Origin of the sequence: Bradyrhizobium sp. SZCCHNS3016 (assembly GCF_032484535.1) — a bacterium.
Classification (GTDB): Bacteria; Pseudomonadota; Alphaproteobacteria; order Rhizobiales; family Xanthobacteraceae; genus Bradyrhizobium.
In genome coordinates this window covers 188,999-205,140 of sequence record NZ_JAUETE010000012.1, presented here as the reverse complement: position 1 = coordinate 205,140, position 16,142 = coordinate 188,999, and the positions used below count along the sequence as shown (strand labels likewise).

Here is a 16,142-nt window from a genome sequence, read left to right as displayed (position 1 = left end):
GCGAACAGCTCGATCTCGTCTCGTCGAGTCATGTATATCGCACTGTCGTCCTTTATCGTTCGCTAACTTTGCCGGGCGGCTTTCGCTTCAGCCAGAGCAAGGCTATCTCCGGCCTCATGGACCGCCCGACCGATCTCTTTCCAGGTGCAGCCAGCGCGACCGGCGTGGTCGACGTGCTGGTTCCGGTCGCGCTGGACCACACTTATTCCTACCGTGTGCCGCGCGGCATGGATCTGAAGCCTGGCGATGTCGTCGGCGTGCCGCTGGGCCCGCGCGAGGTGCTGGCGGTGGTGTGGGCCGAGAATGCCAATCCCGATCCGCGCCTGCACAACCGGCTCAAGGATGTCAGCGAGAAGCTCGAGGTGCCGCCGCTCAAGCCCGAGCTGCGGTCCCTGATCGACTGGGTCGCCAATTACACGCTGTCGCCGCGCGGCATGGTGCTGCGGATGTCCCTGCGCATGGGCGAGCATCTCGGCCCGGAGCGCGTTCGCCTCGGCGTCCGGCTGGTCGGCGAGCCGCCGAAGCGGCTGACACCGGCGCGGAGGCGGGTGATCGAGGCGGTGTCGGACGGCCTGCTGCATGGAAAGTCCGACCTCGTCCGCGAGATCGGCGTCTCCAGCAGCGTGATCGACGGCCTGGTCGATGAGCGGACCCTCACGGTCGAGGCGATGCCGCGTGCGCTGGCGCCGCCGGCGCCCGACCCGTCCTTCGTGCAGCCCGAGTTCTTCGACGCGCAGCTGGCCGGCGCCGAGGCGATGCGGGCGCTTGCCGCCAAAGGCGGCTTCCAGGTTGCGCTGCTCGACGGCGTCACCGGCTCCGGCAAGACCGAAGTGTATTTCGAAGCGGTGGCCGAGACGGTGCGCCGCGGCCGGCAGTCGCTGATCCTGATGCCCGAGATTGCCCTGACCGGCCAGTTTCTTGACCGTTTCGCGCGCCGCTTCGGCGTGCGACCGCTGGAATGGCACTCTGAGCTCACCCCGCGCAACCGCCAGCGCAACTGGGCTTCGATCGCCGCCGGCGAGGCGCCGGTGGTGGTCGGCGCGCGCTCGGCGCTGTTCCTGCCCTATGCCGATCTCGGCCTCATCATCGTCGATGAGGAGCACGACCAGGCTTACAAGCAGGACGAGGGCGCGCATTACCACGCCCGCGACATGGCCGTGGTGCGCGGTCATATCGCCAAATTCCCGGTGGTGCTGGCGTCCGCGACACCCTCGGTCGAAACCGAGGTCAATGCCCGCAAGGGCCGCTACCAGCGCGTGGCGCTGCCGTCGCGGTTCGGCGGCCAGCATATGCCGCATATCGAGGCCATCGATCTCCGGCGCGAGCCGCCGCCGCGCGGCCGCTACGTCTCGCCGCGGCTGGCGGGCGAGATCCGCACCGCGATCGAGCGCGGCGAGCAGGCGCTGCTGTTCCTGAACCGCCGCGGCTATGCGCCGCTGACCTTGTGCCGCGCTTGCGGGCATCGCTTCGCCTGCACCATCTGCGACGCCTGGCTGGTCGATCACCGCTTTCGCCAGCGGCTGGTCTGCCACCATTGCGGCTTCTCGATGCCGCGTCCGCCGACCTGTCCGCACTGCGCGGCCGAGGAATCGCTGGTCGCGGTGGGGCCCGGCGTGGAGCGGCTGCAGGAGGAGGCGGCGGCGCTGTTTCCGGAGGCGCGCAGCATGGTGCTGTCGAGTGATCTGATCACCTCGATCGAGACCATGCGCGCCGAGCTGACGGAGATCGCGGAAGGCCGCGTCGATCTCATCATCGGCACCCAGCTCGTCGCCAAGGGGCATAACTTTCCGCGGCTCAATCTCGTCGGTGTGGTCGATGCCGATCTCGGCCTCGGCAATGGCGATCCGCGCGCCGCCGAGCGCACCTGGCAGCTCCTAAACCAGGTGATCGGCCGCGCCGGCCGTGAGCAGGGGCGAGGCCGAGGCTACCTGCAGACCCACCAGCCCGAGCATCCCGTCATGAAGGCGCTGGTCGCCTGCGACCGCGAGGCCTTCTACACCAGCGAGATCGACGTCCGCGAGCGCACCGGCTATCCGCCGTTCGGGCGGCTCGCGAGCCTGATCATCTCGGCCGGAGACCGGCCCACCGCAGAAGGCTTTGCCCGCCGGCTGGTCGCGTCGGCGCCGCGCGAGGAGGGTGTGCTGCTGCTCGGCCCGGCCGAGGCGCCGCTCGCGGTGATAAAGGGCCGCTACCGCTTTCGGCTGCTGCTCAAGTCGGCACGCAATTTCGACCTGTCGGATTATCTGCGCCACTGGCTGGCGCATGCCGAGAAGCCCAAGGGCAATCTCAAGCTCGAGGTCGACGTCGACCCGCAGAGCTTCCTGTAGCGCTCGGCGCGCTCTCCACCGTCATCGCGAGGAGCGACGCGACGAAGCAATCCAGAGTCCAGACCCGGCCCTGGATTGCTTCGCTGCGCCGCTGCGCTCGCAATGACGCGTAAATAGATTCTGGTGCCTTACGACACGACCTCAGCGGTGACGCGGCCGACGCCGGCGCGGGTCAGGCCGATGGCGCGGGCGGCGCCGGTCGAGAGGTCGAGCACACGGCCACGGATGAACGGACCGCGGTCGTTGACGGTGACGATGACGCTGTTGCCGCCATGGGTCACGCGCAGCTTGGTGCCGAACGGCAGCGAGCGGTGCGCGCAGGTCATGGCGTTGGCGTTCATGCGCTGGCCGGAAGCAGTGCGGCTGCCGGACTCGTTGCCGTAGTACGACGCCATGCCGGAGAAGCTGCGGCCGGTACCGGACGACGGCGTGACCGCTGCGTTGGAGTTCATCCACGAGGAGCCGTTGGACGACCATCCGTTCGAGAACGAGTCGGCCGCGGGCTGAGCAGCATGGCGCGACATGTGGTGATGGTGGTGGCGAGCGTGGTGCTGGTGGTGCCTGGACCGGGCCGAGGCTTCGGTGGCGCTGCCGCCGACGATCAGCGTCACGGCAACAGCGAGCGCGGTGCGCGAGCCGGCGATCTTGCCAGCCGAGATGTTCTTCAGTTTCAGCATCTGTGTCCCTCGAACAGTATTGCCGCGTTCTGCGGCCAGTGAACCCCCGTCAGGTGTTGAGGCGGGCGCCGTTTGGTGGGGCAATGAGGCGTGAATGGGGCAGTAGAAATTGTTTCGCTCTGATCGAAACATCTTGCATCGCGGTCTACTCATCACGGAAAATTCCGTAATCCGTTGCTTTAACGTTTCCTTAACAATCAAATACTTTCAAATACTGTTGAGTTAAGTTCTCGCTTAGGACGCCAAGATGTCAGCAAGTAATGTCGATGCGGGCCGGCCGGCGGCCGCCGGGCACCGCCGACGGGAGTCAAGGCCAAACCCGCATGGCGGCCATGCAGCAACAGCTGGAACCTTGTCCAAAGTGATTGGTATTGGGGTCGGGTCGCGTGTTGGGCGCGATCAGCGTGGCCGTTGGACGGGCGCTTACGCTCCGACCGCGGCGCGGCAACAAGGTGCCGAATAGCGGGCCACCGCTTGTTGCGGCTGCGCGTACGCTATGTTAGCAAAGCGCCGCTTTTCGTGATCAAGCTGCTCCCGCGGCGATCGAAAATCAAAGTCCTGCTTGAATTCCAAGGGCTTAACTGGTTTGCGCCGCAGCGGCGCGCCGGTGTCCCTCTTGTGGGTTGGGCACATATAAAAAGAGCACGTCTGTGGCTGCTGAAGATCCCTCCGTATCCGGTGTGTCCGGTCGTTACGCGACGGCCCTGTTTGAACTGGCCCGTGACGAAAAGTCCGTCGATGCGGTCAAGGCCGATCTCGACAGGTTCAATGCCCTCCTCGATGAGAGCGCCGATCTCAAGCGCCTTGTCCGCAGTCCGGTGTTCGGTGCGGACGTGCAGCTCAAGGCGCTCAATGCGGTGCTGGACAAGGCCGGCATCGCCGGCGTCGCCGCCAACGTGCTGCGCGTGCTGACCGCCAACCGCCGCCTGTTCGCGGTGACCGACGTGATCCGCGCCTTCAATGCGCTGGTCGCCAAATACAAGGGAGAGGCCACGGCCGACGTCACCGTCGCCGAGCCGCTCTCGGAGAAGAATCTCGACGCCTTGAAGGCCTCACTGAAAACGGTGACCGGCAAGGACGTCGCGCTCAACGTGAAAGTCGATCCAGCGATTATCGGCGGGCTCGTCGTCAAGCTCGGCAGCCGCATGATCGATAGTTCGCTTCGCACCAAACTCAACTCGATCAAGCACGCGATGAAAGAGGCAGGCTGATGGACATCCGCGCCGCGGAAATTTCCGCGATCCTCAAGGACCAGATCAAGAATTTCGGGCAGGAAGCCGAAGTCACCGAAGTCGGACAGGTGCTGTCCGTCGGTGACGGTATCGCCCGCGTCTACGGTCTCGACAACGTCCAGGCCGGTGAGATGGTCGAGTTCGAGAACGGCACCCGCGGCATGGCGCTGAACCTCGAGACCGACAACGTCGGCGTCGTCATCTTCGGCGCCGACCGCGAGATCAAGGAAGGCCAGACCGTCAAGCGCACCCGCGCCATCGTTGACGCTCCGGTCGGCAAGGGTCTGCTCGGCCGCGTCGTCGACGCGCTCGGCAATCCGATCGACGGCAAGGGCCCGATCCAGGCGACCGAGCGCAAGCGCGTCGACGTCAAGGCCCCCGGCATCATTCCGCGCAAGTCGGTGAACGAGCCGATGTCGACCGGCCTCAAGGCGATCGACGCCCTGATCCCGGTCGGCCGTGGCCAGCGCGAGCTGATCATTGGTGACCGTCAGACCGGCAAGACCGCGATCGCGCTCGACACCATCCTGAACCAGAAGCCGCTGAACGTCGCTGGCGCCCCCGAGAGCCAGAAGCTGTATTGCGTCTATGTCGCGATCGGCCAGAAGCGCTCCACCGTCGCTCAGTTCGTCAAGGTGCTCGAAGAGCAGGGCGCGCTGGAGTATTCGATCGTCATCGCCGCAACCGCGTCCGATCCGGCCCCGATGCAGTATCTCGCCCCGTTCACCGGCTGCACCATGGGCGAGTACTTCCGCGACAACGGCATGCACGCGGTCATCATCTATGACGATCTGTCGAAGCAGGCCGTCGCCTATCGCCAGATGTCGCTGCTGCTGCGCCGTCCGCCGGGCCGCGAGGCCTATCCGGGCGACGTGTTCTATCTGCACTCGCGCCTGCTCGAGCGGGCCGCCAAGCTCAGCAAGGACCATGGTCTGGGGTCGCTCACCGCGCTGCCCGTCATCGAGACCCAGGCCAACGACGTGTCGGCCTACATTCCGACCAACGTCATTTCGATCACTGACGGCCAGATCTTCCTGGAGACCGATCTGTTCTTCCAGGGCATCCGTCCTGCCGTGAACGTCGGTCTGTCGGTGTCGCGCGTCGGCTCCTCGGCCCAGACCAAGGCGATGAAGAAGGTCGCCGGCAAGATCAAGGGCGAGCTGGCGCAGTACCGCGAAATGGCGGCGTTCGCGCAGTTCGGCTCCGACTTGGACGCCTCGACCCAGCGCCTGCTCAACCGCGGCGCGCGCCTGACCGAGCTCCTGAAGCAGCCGCAGTTCTCGCCGCTGAAGATGGAAGAGCAGGTCTGCGTGATCTGGGCCGGCACCAACGGCTATCTCGATCCGCTCCCGCTCAACAAGGTGCGCGCGTTCGAGGACGGCCTGCTGTCGCTGCTGCGCGGCAAGAATGCCGACCTGCTGAACGCGATCCGTGACAGCAAGGATCTGTCCGACGACAGCGCCGCCAAGCTGAAGGCGGTGGTCGAAGGCTTCGCCAGGACCTTCGCCTGACGGCAAAGGATGGCCGGACTTCGCCCGGCCATCAACGTCGTCGACGTGGGACAACAAGACATCTCATGTCCGGCACCAGGCCGGGCATGACCAATCTCGAGGGTTGAACGGCAAGGTCCCAAGGGGATCCGGCCGCCGGGGTGAGATCGACGAACAATGGCGTCACTGAAAGACATGCGGGTCCGCATCGCCTCGACCAAGGCGACGCAGAAGATCACCAAGGCCATGCAGATGGTCGCGGCCTCCAAGCTGCGCCGTGCGCAGCTCGCGGCCGAGGCGGCGCGTCCCTATGCCGAGAAGATGGACGCTGTGATCTCCAACATCGCGAGCGCCACCATCGCCTCCGCCGGCGGGCCGAAGCTGCTCGCGGGTACCGGTCGCGACCAGGTGCACCTGCTGCTGGTCTGCACCGGCGAGCGCGGCCTGTCCGGCGCGTTCAACTCCTCGATCGTCCGCCTGGCGCGCGAGCGTGCGCTCGCCCTGATGAACCAGGGCAAGGAGGTGAAGTTCTTCTGCGTCGGCCGCAAAGGTTATGAGCAGCTTCGCCGCCAGTTCGACAAGCAGATCGTCGAGCACATGGACCTGCGCTCGGTGCGCCAGATCGGCTTCGCCAATGCCGACGAGATCGCCAAGAAGGTCATCGCCCGTTTCGATGCCGGCGATTTCGACGTATGCACGCTGTTCTATTCGCGCTTCCGCTCGGTGATCGCGCAGATCCCGACCGCCCAGCAGATCATTCCGCTGGTGGTCGAGGCGCGCCCGGCGAATGCGGCGCCGCTGGCGCCTTACGAATACGAGCCGGAAGAGGACGAGATCCTGGCCGGACTGCTGCCGCGCAATCTCGCCGTGCAGATCTTCCGCGCGCTGCTGGAAAACAACGCCTCGTTCTATGGTGCGCAGATGTCGGCCATGGACAACGCCACCCGCAACGCCGGCGAGATGATCCGCAAGCAGACGCTGATCTACAACCGCACGCGTCAGGCGATGATCACCAAGGAACTGATCGAAATCATTTCGGGCGCCGAGGCGGTCTAACCGGATCGCGTCGCGCCTCGTTGAAGCGCAACCCAAGGTCATATCCCGGTCGAGCCGACCGTGGTTTCGTATACGGATCGTAAGGAGAGACACTCAATGGCTACCGCAGCCAACCAGATCGGTCGCATCACCCAGGTCATCGGCGCCGTCGTCGACGTGCAGTTCGAAGGTCACCTGCCGGCCATTCTCAACTCGCTCGAAACCAAGAACGGCGGCAACCGCCTCGTGCTTGAGGTCGCCCAGCATCTCGGCGAGTCCACTGTGCGCACCATCGCGATGGACACCACCGAGGGCCTGGTTCGCGGCCAGGAAGTCAGCGACACGGGGTCGCCGATCCGGGTGCCGGTCGGCGTCGGCACGCTCGGCCGCATCATGAACGTGATCGGCGAGCCGATCGACGAGGCCGGTCCGGTCGAGGCCGAGGGCCTGCGCCCGATCCACGCGGACGCGCCGAGCTACACCGATCAGTCGACCGAAGCGGAAATCCTCGTCACCGGCATCAAGGTCGTCGACCTCCTGGCTCCCTACGCCAAGGGCGGCAAGATCGGCCTGTTCGGCGGCGCCGGCGTCGGAAAGACCGTGCTGATCCAGGAGCTGATCAACAACGTCGCCAAGGCGCACGGTGGTTATTCGGTGTTCGCCGGCGTCGGCGAGCGTACCCGTGAAGGCAACGACCTCTATCACGAGTTCATCGAATCCAAGGTCAACGCCGATCCGCACAATCCCGATCCGAGCGTCAAGTCGAAGTGCGCGCTGGTGTTCGGCCAGATGAACGAGCCGCCGGGCGCCCGCGCCCGCGTCGGCCTGACCGGCCTGACCGTCGCCGAGCACTTCCGTGACCAGGGCCAGGACGTGCTGTTCTTCGTCGACAACATCTTCCGCTTCACCCAGGCCGGCTCGGAAGTGTCGGCGCTGCTCGGCCGCATCCCCTCGGCGGTGGGCTATCAGCCGACGCTCGCCACCGACATGGGCGCGCTGCAGGAGCGCATCACCACCACCAACAAGGGCTCGATCACCTCGGTGCAGGCGATCTACGTGCCGGCCGACGACTTGACCGACCCGGCGCCGGCCACATCGTTCGCCCACTTGGACGCCACCACCGTGCTCAACCGCGCGATCTCGGAAAAGGGCATCTACCCGGCCGTGGACCCGCTCGACTCGACCTCGCGCATGCTCTCCCCGCTGGTCGTCGGCGAGGAGCACTATCAGACCGCGCGTCAGGTCCAGCAGATCCTGCAGCGCTACAAGTCGCTGCAGGACATCATCGCCATCCTGGGCATGGACGAGCTGTCGGAAGAGGACAAGCTGACTGTGGCCCGCGCCCGCAAGATCGAGCGCTTCCTGTCGCAGCCGTTCCACGTCGCCGAAATCTTCACGGGATCGCCGGGCAAGTTCGTCGACCTCGCCGACACCATCAAGGGCTTCAAGGGCCTGTGTGAAGGCAAGTACGACCACCTGCCGGAGGCCGCCTTCTACATGGTCGGCAACATCGACGAGGCGGTCGAGAAGGGCAAGAAGCTGGCCGCCGAGGCGGCCTAAGGGCGAATAGCGAATAGGGAGTAGCGAATAGACGAACTGTTCGCTGCTTCCTCCTTCACTACTCGCCATTCGCTATTCGCTATTCGCAGGTTTCCCAATGGCTACTTTCCATTTCGATCTCGTCTCGCCGGAAAAGATCGCCTTCTCGGGCGAGGTCGACCAGGTCGACGTTCCCGGCCAGGAGGGTGATTTCGGCGTGCTCGCCGGCCATGCGCCATTCGTGGCGACGCTGCGGCCGGGTATCCTGACGGTGACCGCTGGCGGCTCGCAGCAGAAGATCATCGTGCTCGGCGGCCTCGCCGAGATCTCGGACAAGGGTCTGACGGTTCTGGCCGACGTCGCGACGTCGCTGAAGGAGCTCGACCAGACCGCTTTCGCGGCCGAGATCGCCGGCATGGAATCCAAGCTGAACGAGAAGCAGGGCAACGAGCTCGATCGCGCGATCGAGCGGCTCGATCACTTCAAGACGATCCAGCAGCAGCTCAACACGACCGCGCTGCATTGATCCAACAGCACGACGTATGAATGAACGTTCATGGCCGGGCTCTGCCCGGCCATTTTCGTTTTCCGGCTCGAACGTCCGGGGCCGGCGGATGACTACTAGCAAGGGATGCCGGTTGCGTGCTCGCCGATCTGACGGCATGCTCCCGGCCGTTCGACTGGGCGTGGTGACATGGCAGGGCAGATCGTGTTGAAGCGCAAGATCGCGGCGATTTTTGCCGCCGATATTGCCGGCTATTCCCGCCTCGTCGCCGAGGATGAAGAGGAGACGCTGCGGCGTCTGGCGGCCTATCGCGAAGTGGTCGACGACTTCATCGCGCGCGCCGGTGGCCGCATCTTCAACACCGCGGGCGATGCCGTGCTCGCGGAGTTTCCCAGCGCGGTCGAAGCGGTGCGCTGCGCGATCGACATCCAGGAGAGCCTGCGCACGCGCAACATGGCCTATCCGCCGAACCGGCAGATGAGCTACCGCATCGGCATCACCATCGGCGACGTCGTCGAGCGCGACGGCGATCTGCTCGGTGATGGCGTCAACATCGCAGCCAGGCTGGAGGGACTCGCCGATGTCGGCGGCATCTGCATCTCGCGCGCGGTGCACGAGCAGGTCGCCAATAAGCTGTCGGTGCAGTTCGCCGACATGGGGGCGCGGGAGGTCAAGAACATCCCGACCCCGGTGCACGCCTATCGGGTCGCGATGCGCCGCGAGGACGGCACCTACGCGCCGCCGGAACAAAAGAAAGTCGCCCGCGGCGGCGGGCTCCGCCTGATCTGGCGAATTGCGGCCGCCCTGGTTGCGCTCGGAGCCGTCGGGGTCGGGACTGAGCTCTATCTGGACTACCGCGATCCGCATCCTGTGCAGCGCGATGCCGCCAAGGCGGCGGCGGAAGCGCTGGCCCGGCTGTCGGCCACGCCGGCTTCGCCTTCCTCGGCCCCGTCTTCATCTCCGTCCCCCGCGGCGACGCAGTCATCCGTCGCCGTGCAGCCCGCTGCCTCGCCGCAGCCGTCGCCGCAACCTTCGTCCGTTGTCGCCGCCGAGAAGTTCGCACCTGAAGCCGTGCCGTTCGTGAGCGAGCGGACCCGCATTGCGCTGGCGCGCGACTACGTGCTGGCACCGGATCACAAGGCGTTCGCGACCACGATCAACGGCGTTAGCGCCTATGTCACCGGACAGGCGAGCGATGAGGCCGCGAAATCGGCTGCGCTGGAGCAGTGCCAGCAGCGCGCGGAAAACGCGAACGGACCGCGCAAATGCGAGCTCTATGCCGTCGGCGACAGCGTCGTCTACGTGCACAGCAAGCCACCGTTGCCGCCGCAGCCCTGGGTGCGCCACGACCCGATGACCGAGCGCGCCTTCAGCGCGGCAGAGATGCCGCTGGTGCGCGATGCAGGCCGAGCCCGGCTCGAAGCGAACTACGGCACGGCGCGACGGACCAAGGCCATCGCGCTCGGGCCCGGCGGGCAGTTCTTCTATAGCGTCGGCGGCGACCTCGTCGACGACGTGGTTCGCCGCAATCTCGAAGCCTGCGGTGCCCAGGCGGGGACCGCCTGCATCATCGTTGCGCTCGACGATGCCTTCGTGGTGCCGGTGCCGACGGTGATGAAAGCCACCGGCTTCTTCCGCGCGGTCAGCCATCAGGCGATCGCCCCGGAGGCGCGCGAGGAGGTGGCGCGGCGCCTCGAGGCCGCGCCGTCGGGCTGGAACGCGATCGCGGTCGGAACGGCTGGCCGTCCCGGCTTCGGCCTCAACGGCGATCGCGAGGAGACCGCGATCGGCGGCGCGCTGGCCGATTGCGCCACGCGCGACAGCGATTGCCGGGTGATCGCGATCGGCCCGTTCACGGTCGAGGACAATTAAGCCGGCGAACTCTCTCGACCTCGTCTTTCCGAGGCGCGCGGAGCGCGAGGCCGGAATGACGGTGAGCCTCACTCTTCGTTGATCAGTCGCCAGCTTTGGCGAGATGCGCAAAGGCCTGCGCCACCGCGCGGTAGACCTCACGGCGGAACGGCACCACCAGATCCGGAATGCGCGCGAGCCGCTCCCAGCGCCAGGCGTCGAACTCGGCCGGCTGGTCGTTGCGCGGCGTCACCGGATCGATGTCGTCCTCGCGTCCGGTGAAACGCATCGCGAACCATTTCTGGCGCTGGCCGCGAAAGCGCGCGAGCCGGTGGTTCGGATCCCCGAATGGGGGAAATTCGTAAGTCAGCCAGTCGGTCTCGCCGAGGATGTCGGCGTCGCGAATGCCCGTCTCCTCCCACAGCTCGCGCCGCGCCGCCGCCTGCAGATCCTCGCCGGGGTCGACGCCGCCTTGCGGCATCTGCCATTCGAGGCCGGGCAGGACGATCTCCGGCCCGTCGTCGCGGAAGCGGCGCCCGAGGAAGACGAGGCCTTCGGCATTGAGCAGGGCGATGCCGACATTCGGCCGGTAGGGTCTGGTTTCGGTCATGCTCATATCCGTGGGGCTTCGTCTCGCATGGCAACGCATCGTGACGGCGTTGTCGCGACGGATCTGCAGAGATTCTTTGCAGTGCGAGCGTATGACACGGTTTCGGCCACGCGTCGCGGTCGGCCCGCGATCGCGAGTCAGCCGCCAGCGAGCGTGGCGAATTCCTTCACCACCCGCTCATAGACCGGCCGCTTGAACGGCACGATCAGCCCCGGCAGGTTCTTCATCGGCTCCCAGCGCCAGCTGACGAATTCCGCCTTGTGGTGGCCGCCGCCGGGCCGCTCGACGTCGATCTCGGCATCGGCCCCGGTGAAACGCAGCGCGAACCATTTCTGGCGCTGGCCGCGATAGCGGCCCTTCCAGGCGCGACCCGCGACCGTGCGCGGGATGTCGTAGGTCAGCCAGTCGCCGACCTCGGCCAGCTTCTCGACGGAGCGCACGCTGGTCTCTTCGTACAGCTCGCGTTTGGCCGCCTCCCAGGCATCCTCGCCGGGATCAACGCCGCCCTGCGGCATCTGCCAGACATGGGTGTCATCGACATGCTCGATCCCGCCGGCGCGGCGACCGATGAAAACCAGCCCCTCCGAATTGATCAGCATGATGCCGACGCAGGTGCGGTAAGGCAGGTCCTCGTAGCGCGTCATTCCGGTCTCGGCCTTCCTGCGGGACCCTGCGCCTCGCTGCGCAGGCCTCACGCTGTCATGTCGCCAGTCGGGCCGGCGCACGTTCGTTCAGTTCGATTTTGATTTCAGCATCGCGGTTGTCAATGGCACCAGCAGAATGCCCTTGCGGTCGAGCCCCTTGATCCAGGTGCCGATGCGGTCGATCGAGACCGGCAGCGCCGAGGCGGTCCCGACGGCGACGCCACGCTCCTTGGCCAGGCTCTCGAGCTTGGCGAGGGCATTATCGATCTCGACCGGGGTCGGCACCGCGTCGACGGCGACGTCGCCCTTCGCGAACGGCATCGCGCGTCCCGTGGCCAGCGAGGCCGCCACGCTGCGCGGGGCTGCGCCATCGTCGAACAAGGCCAGACCGCGCTTGGCGGCCTCGTTCACGATCGGCTGCATCGCCGCTTCCGTTGCGACGAAGCGCGCGCCCATGAAGTTGCCGATGCCGACGTAACCCTGCAGCCGGCTCATGTGCCAGAACAACCGATCGATGTTCTGGTCCGGTGCGAGTGTAGCGAGCAGCGTCTGCGGACCTGGATCGTTGTCGGGATAGTCGTAGGGCTCCATCGGGACCTGGAGCAGGATCTCGTGGCGCTGCGCCCGGGCGCGCTCGGCGAGTTTGGTCGGATCGGAGCCGTAGGGCGTGAAGGCCAGCGTGACCGCCGGCGGCAGCTTCATGATCGCGTCCACCGTCTTCGCGGCGCCGACGCCGAGACCACCGATCACGATCGCGACGACCGGCATGCGCGCCGCCTTGGCGCGGTCAGCCTCGGCCGCATAGGCGGTGAACGGCTTCAGCCCGTCGGCCATCACCGGGATCATGCCGTAGCGCGACTTCTCCAACAGCCGCGGGTCCACGCCGGGCATCTGGCTCGCCGGAGCCGCCGATCCAGGCTCCGCCGTCTCGCCGCCGGCACCGATCGCGACCTCCTGGCGGGTGCCGCTGGAGCCGTCGATGATGGTGACCGTCTTGCGCTCGCCGCCCTCCTGCTTGGCCGCGGGGGCCGCGCCGTGATCGACCTTTGCGTCAGACTTGCCATCCGGCTTGGCGGCCTTGTCGTCGGCAGGCATTGCGCCTTCGTTGATCGCGACGCGGGCGACCGGCTCGCCACCGAGCGGATTGTCGTTGAACATCGCAAAGCCGGCGAACACGACCAGGAACAGGCCGAGCAGCATCGCAAGGGCCTGCAGGGCCGTGAAGGGAAGCCGAATGCGGCGCCTGCGACGCTTTTCCGTCTGTCCGAGCGGGGCGCTCAGCTCGTCGGCCGTCTCTGTCATCGAAATTCCCGAATCAATCGGGTCGACGATACCACGGCAGGGATTCGGACGCAGGGCCAGTCTCCCAAAGCCCGTAGATCGGCGGAGCGGGAAAGCAACAAGCCAAAGAGAAAAGAAAAGGGCGGCCCGGAGGCCGCCCTTCAAACCCGATGCGCGTCTGTCGGCTGCCGCCTAGTTCGCAGCCTCTCAGTTCGCAGCCTTGGCTGGCTTGTCGGCCGCGGCCTTCTCGGTCGGCGCCGGCGTGTTGGCGCTGTTCTTGATGCCGTGGAGGAGGTCGGCGGCCATTTTGAGCGCCTTGTCGTCCTTGGCGTCCGGCGGCACGTAGGATTGCGAGCCGGTCTTCTCGTCGCCGTCGTTCTTCAGATGGCCGCGCAGCGAAGCCTCGCCCTTGGTGTCGGTGCGCGACTTCAGCTCATCCGGCACGTCCTGCAGCACCTCGATGTCGGGCACGATGCCCTTGGCCTGGATCGACTTGCCCGACGGCGTGTAGTAGCGCGCGGTGGTCAGCCGCAGCGCGCCATTGCCGGCGCCGAGCGGGATGATGGTCTGCACCGAGCCCTTGCCGAACGAGCGGGTGCCGACCAGGGTCGCGCGCTTGTGGTCCTGCAGCGCGCCGGCCACGATCTCCGACGCCGAAGCCGAGCCGCCATTGATCAGCACGATGACCGGCTTGCCCTTGGTGAGGTCGCCGGCATGCGCCGCGCGGCGCTGCGTCTCCTCGGCATTGCGGCCGCGGGTCGAGACGATCTCGCCGCGCTCCAGGAACGCGTCGGAAACGGTGACCGCCTCCTCGAGCAGGCCGCCCGGATTGTTGCGCAGGTCGATGATGTAGCCCTTCAGCTTGTCACCGATCTGGTTCTGCAGGTCGGCGATGCTCTTCTTCAGGCCCTCGGTGGTCTGCTCGTTGAAGGTGGTGATGCGGACATAGGCGATGTCGTCGCTCTCGGTGCGCGAGCGCACCGAGCGGACGCGGATGTTGTCGCGGGTCAGCGTCACGTCGAGCGGATTGTCGGCGCCCTTGCGCACGACCTTCAGCTTGATCTTGGTGCCGACCGGGCCGCGCATCTTCTCGACCGCCTGGTTGAGGGTCAGGCCCTGCACGGCTTCGTCGTCGAGATTGGTGATGATGTCGTTGGCCTGGATGCCCGCCTTCGAGGCCGGCGTATCGTCGATCGGCGACACCACCTTGATCAGGCCGTCTTCCATCGTCACTTCAATGCCGAGGCCGCCGAACTCGCCGCGGGTCTGCACCTGCATGTCGCGGAAGCTCTTCGCATCCATGTAGCTCGAATGCGGATCAAGGCCCGAGAGCATGCCGCTGATCGCGGACTCGACCAGCTTCGAATCGTCGGGCTTCTCGACATAATCGCTGCGCACGCGCTCGAACACGTCGCCGAACAGATTGAGCTGGCGATAGGTATCGGCGGTCGCGGCGCGCGCCGTCGATCCCATCAACACCGCGCGCGGTTGCGAGACGAACAGGGTCAATGCCGCACCGGTGGCCGCGCTCAGGAGAATTACCGAAGTCTTACGCATCATCCGCGTACCTTTTCGCCTTCATTTGCGGCCCACCATGGGCCTGGATCGATTGGAGTGCCGTCCTTACGGAACTCGACATAGAGCACTGGTTGACTCGCGTTGGTAGCGAGAATGGAGGCGACCTGGGACGAGTTACCCATGGTCGCGACCGGCTCTCCCGTCTGAACAAACTGCCCGATATTGACGGAAATGCGCTCCATCCCGGCGATCAGGACATGATACCCGCCACCGGCGTTGAGGATCAAGAGTTGTCCGTAGCTGCGGAAGGGACCCGCATACACAACCCAGCCATCACACGGGGTTGTGACCTGGGCGCCCGGCCGGGCTGCCAAAGAAATGCCTTTATCGGAGCCTCCGGCGCCGTCCGACGCGCCAAATTCGCGAATCTTGGTGCCGTTGACGGGAAACGTCAGCATGCCCTTGGTCGAGGCGAACGCGATCGCGGGCGCCTTGCGGCCCGGGTTGCGCAGCGCATTCGCGTCCGGCTTGCTGTTGACCGGCACGCCCTGCAGGCTCGCCGTCGACGCGGCCTTGGCGGCGCTCTTGAGATCGAGCTCCATCGTCGTGATCAGCCCTTGCAGCGAGTCGATCTGCTGGGCCAGCACAGCCGCGCGCGCGCTTTCGGCTTCCATGTCTTTCTCGGCCGAGCTCTGCTTGCGCTGGCGTTCCTCCACCAGGGCCGCGAGACGGGTCTGATCGGTCCGCAGCCTGTCGCGGTCGCCGGCGAGCTTGTCGCGTTCGCTGGCGATCGTCTTGCGGATGGCGACGAGCTCGCCGAGATCGGTCGAGAGCTTTTCGGCGCGGCCACGCATCTCCGGGATCACAGCGCCCAGCAGCATCGCGGTCCGCAGCGACTGCAGCGCATCCTCGGGACGGACGAGCAGGGCCGGCGGCGTGCGGCGGCCGGCGCGCTGCAGCGCAGCCAGAACCTCGATGATCTCGGTGCGCCGTGCCTCCAGTGAGGTGCGCAGATCCTGCTCGCGGCCGTCGAGCCCGCGCAGCCGCGTTTCGGCCTCGCCAACCCGCACCTCGACGCTGCGCACCTGCGCGGCGACGTCGATCAGCTGCTGATTGAGCTTGCCGCGATCCTCGCCGAGCGCGGCGATGTCGGCCTTCAGGCGCTCCTGGGCCTCGGCGGCGGCCTTCTGGGCCGCGCGGGCGGCCTCGAGCTCCTGCTCGCGCTGCTTCAACTGCTCGGGTGTCGCCGGTGTCGGTGAGGCGGTACCGGCGAGGGAAGGCCGAAGTCCGGTCTGCGCCGTCGCCGGCAGACCGGGAACGACGATCAGTAGCGCGACCAGCGACGCGCGGCACGACCGGCCGCTGCGGACGGTTCTTGAGGAACGGGAGAGGGGCCGCGCAGCGAACATCGAGGTCCTTATTGTGCTCCCATC

The 16,142-nt window shown here is 66.4% G+C and carries 13 protein-coding genes; 7 read left to right on the top strand and 6 right to left on the bottom strand.

Going from position 1 to position 16,142, the window contains the following annotated elements; all coding sequences use genetic code 11:
- The first annotated feature begins 116 nt into the window (after positions 1–116).
- Entirely contained in the window at positions 117–2,327 is a 2,211-nt protein-coding gene (locus QW881_RS22835) for a primosomal protein N' (protein WP_315757150.1), read from the top strand.
- 128 nt (positions 2,328–2,455) lie between these two features.
- Here QW881_RS22835 and QW881_RS22830 read toward each other — a convergent pair whose 3' ends face one another.
- Complete coding sequence (locus tag QW881_RS22830) at positions 2,456–3,004, bottom strand: septal ring lytic transglycosylase RlpA family protein (RefSeq protein WP_315740717.1); 549 nt, start codon at positions 3,002–3,004, stop codon at positions 2,456–2,458.
- Between the two features lie 650 nt (positions 3,005–3,654).
- Between QW881_RS22830 and QW881_RS22825 the strand changes: the two genes are divergently transcribed.
- The 6 genes from QW881_RS22825 (at position 3,655) to QW881_RS22800 (ending at position 10,677) form a co-directional block, all read left to right on the top strand.
- Positions 3,655–4,215: a F0F1 ATP synthase subunit delta gene (locus tag QW881_RS22825; RefSeq protein WP_315757151.1), complete on the top strand. Its 561-nt coding sequence runs from the start codon at positions 3,655–3,657 to the stop codon at positions 4,213–4,215.
- Positions 4,215–5,747, top strand: a complete 1,533-nt coding sequence (gene atpA / locus QW881_RS22820; RefSeq protein WP_315757152.1) for a F0F1 ATP synthase subunit alpha — start codon at positions 4,215–4,217, stop codon at positions 5,745–5,747. The genes QW881_RS22825 and atpA overlap by 1 nt, the downstream gene beginning before the upstream one ends.
- Before the next feature lie 156 nt (positions 5,748–5,903).
- Positions 5,904–6,782, top strand: coding sequence for a F0F1 ATP synthase subunit gamma (locus QW881_RS22815; RefSeq protein WP_315757153.1), 879 nt, complete (start codon positions 5,904–5,906; stop codon positions 6,780–6,782).
- A gap of 96 nt (positions 6,783–6,878) precedes the next feature.
- Positions 6,879–8,321 carry a F0F1 ATP synthase subunit beta gene (atpD, locus tag QW881_RS22810; protein ID WP_315740720.1) on the top strand — a complete coding sequence of 481 codons (1,443 nt, stop codon included), beginning with the start codon at positions 6,879–6,881 and terminating at the stop codon, positions 8,319–8,321.
- A gap of 97 nt (positions 8,322–8,418) precedes the next feature.
- A complete protein-coding gene (locus QW881_RS22805) occupies positions 8,419–8,826 on the top strand; it encodes a F0F1 ATP synthase subunit epsilon (RefSeq protein ID WP_315740721.1) in 408 nt (135 codons plus the stop codon).
- A gap of 168 nt (positions 8,827–8,994) precedes the next feature.
- Complete coding sequence (locus QW881_RS22800; RefSeq protein ID WP_315757155.1) at positions 8,995–10,677, top strand: adenylate/guanylate cyclase domain-containing protein; 1,683 nt, start codon at positions 8,995–8,997, stop codon at positions 10,675–10,677.
- Between the two features lie 82 nt (positions 10,678–10,759).
- Here the strand turns inward: QW881_RS22800 and QW881_RS22795 are convergent, their stop codons facing one another.
- From QW881_RS22795 to QW881_RS22775, 5 genes are all read right to left on the bottom strand, one after another.
- On the bottom strand, positions 10,760–11,266 hold the full coding sequence (locus tag QW881_RS22795; protein WP_315757156.1) for an RNA pyrophosphohydrolase: 507 nt from the start codon (positions 11,264–11,266) through the stop codon (positions 10,760–10,762).
- A 137-nt stretch (positions 11,267–11,403) separates the two neighbouring features.
- Positions 11,404–11,910: an RNA pyrophosphohydrolase gene (locus QW881_RS22790; RefSeq protein WP_315757157.1), complete on the bottom strand. Its 507-nt coding sequence runs from the start codon at positions 11,908–11,910 to the stop codon at positions 11,404–11,406.
- A gap of 87 nt (positions 11,911–11,997) precedes the next feature.
- Entirely contained in the window at positions 11,998–13,212 is a 1,215-nt protein-coding gene (locus QW881_RS22785) for a divergent polysaccharide deacetylase family protein (RefSeq protein WP_315757158.1), read from the bottom strand.
- A gap of 186 nt (positions 13,213–13,398) precedes the next feature.
- Positions 13,399–14,751, bottom strand: coding sequence for a S41 family peptidase (locus QW881_RS22780; RefSeq protein WP_315740726.1), 1,353 nt, complete (start codon positions 14,749–14,751; stop codon positions 13,399–13,401).
- Positions 14,748–16,118 (bottom strand): murein hydrolase activator EnvC family protein, encoded by a 1,371-nt coding sequence (locus tag QW881_RS22775; protein ID WP_315740727.1) that lies wholly within the window; start codon positions 16,116–16,118, stop codon positions 14,748–14,750. Before QW881_RS22775 ends, QW881_RS22780 begins: the two co-directional genes overlap by 4 nt.
- Positions 16,119–16,142: the final 24 nt, after the last annotated feature.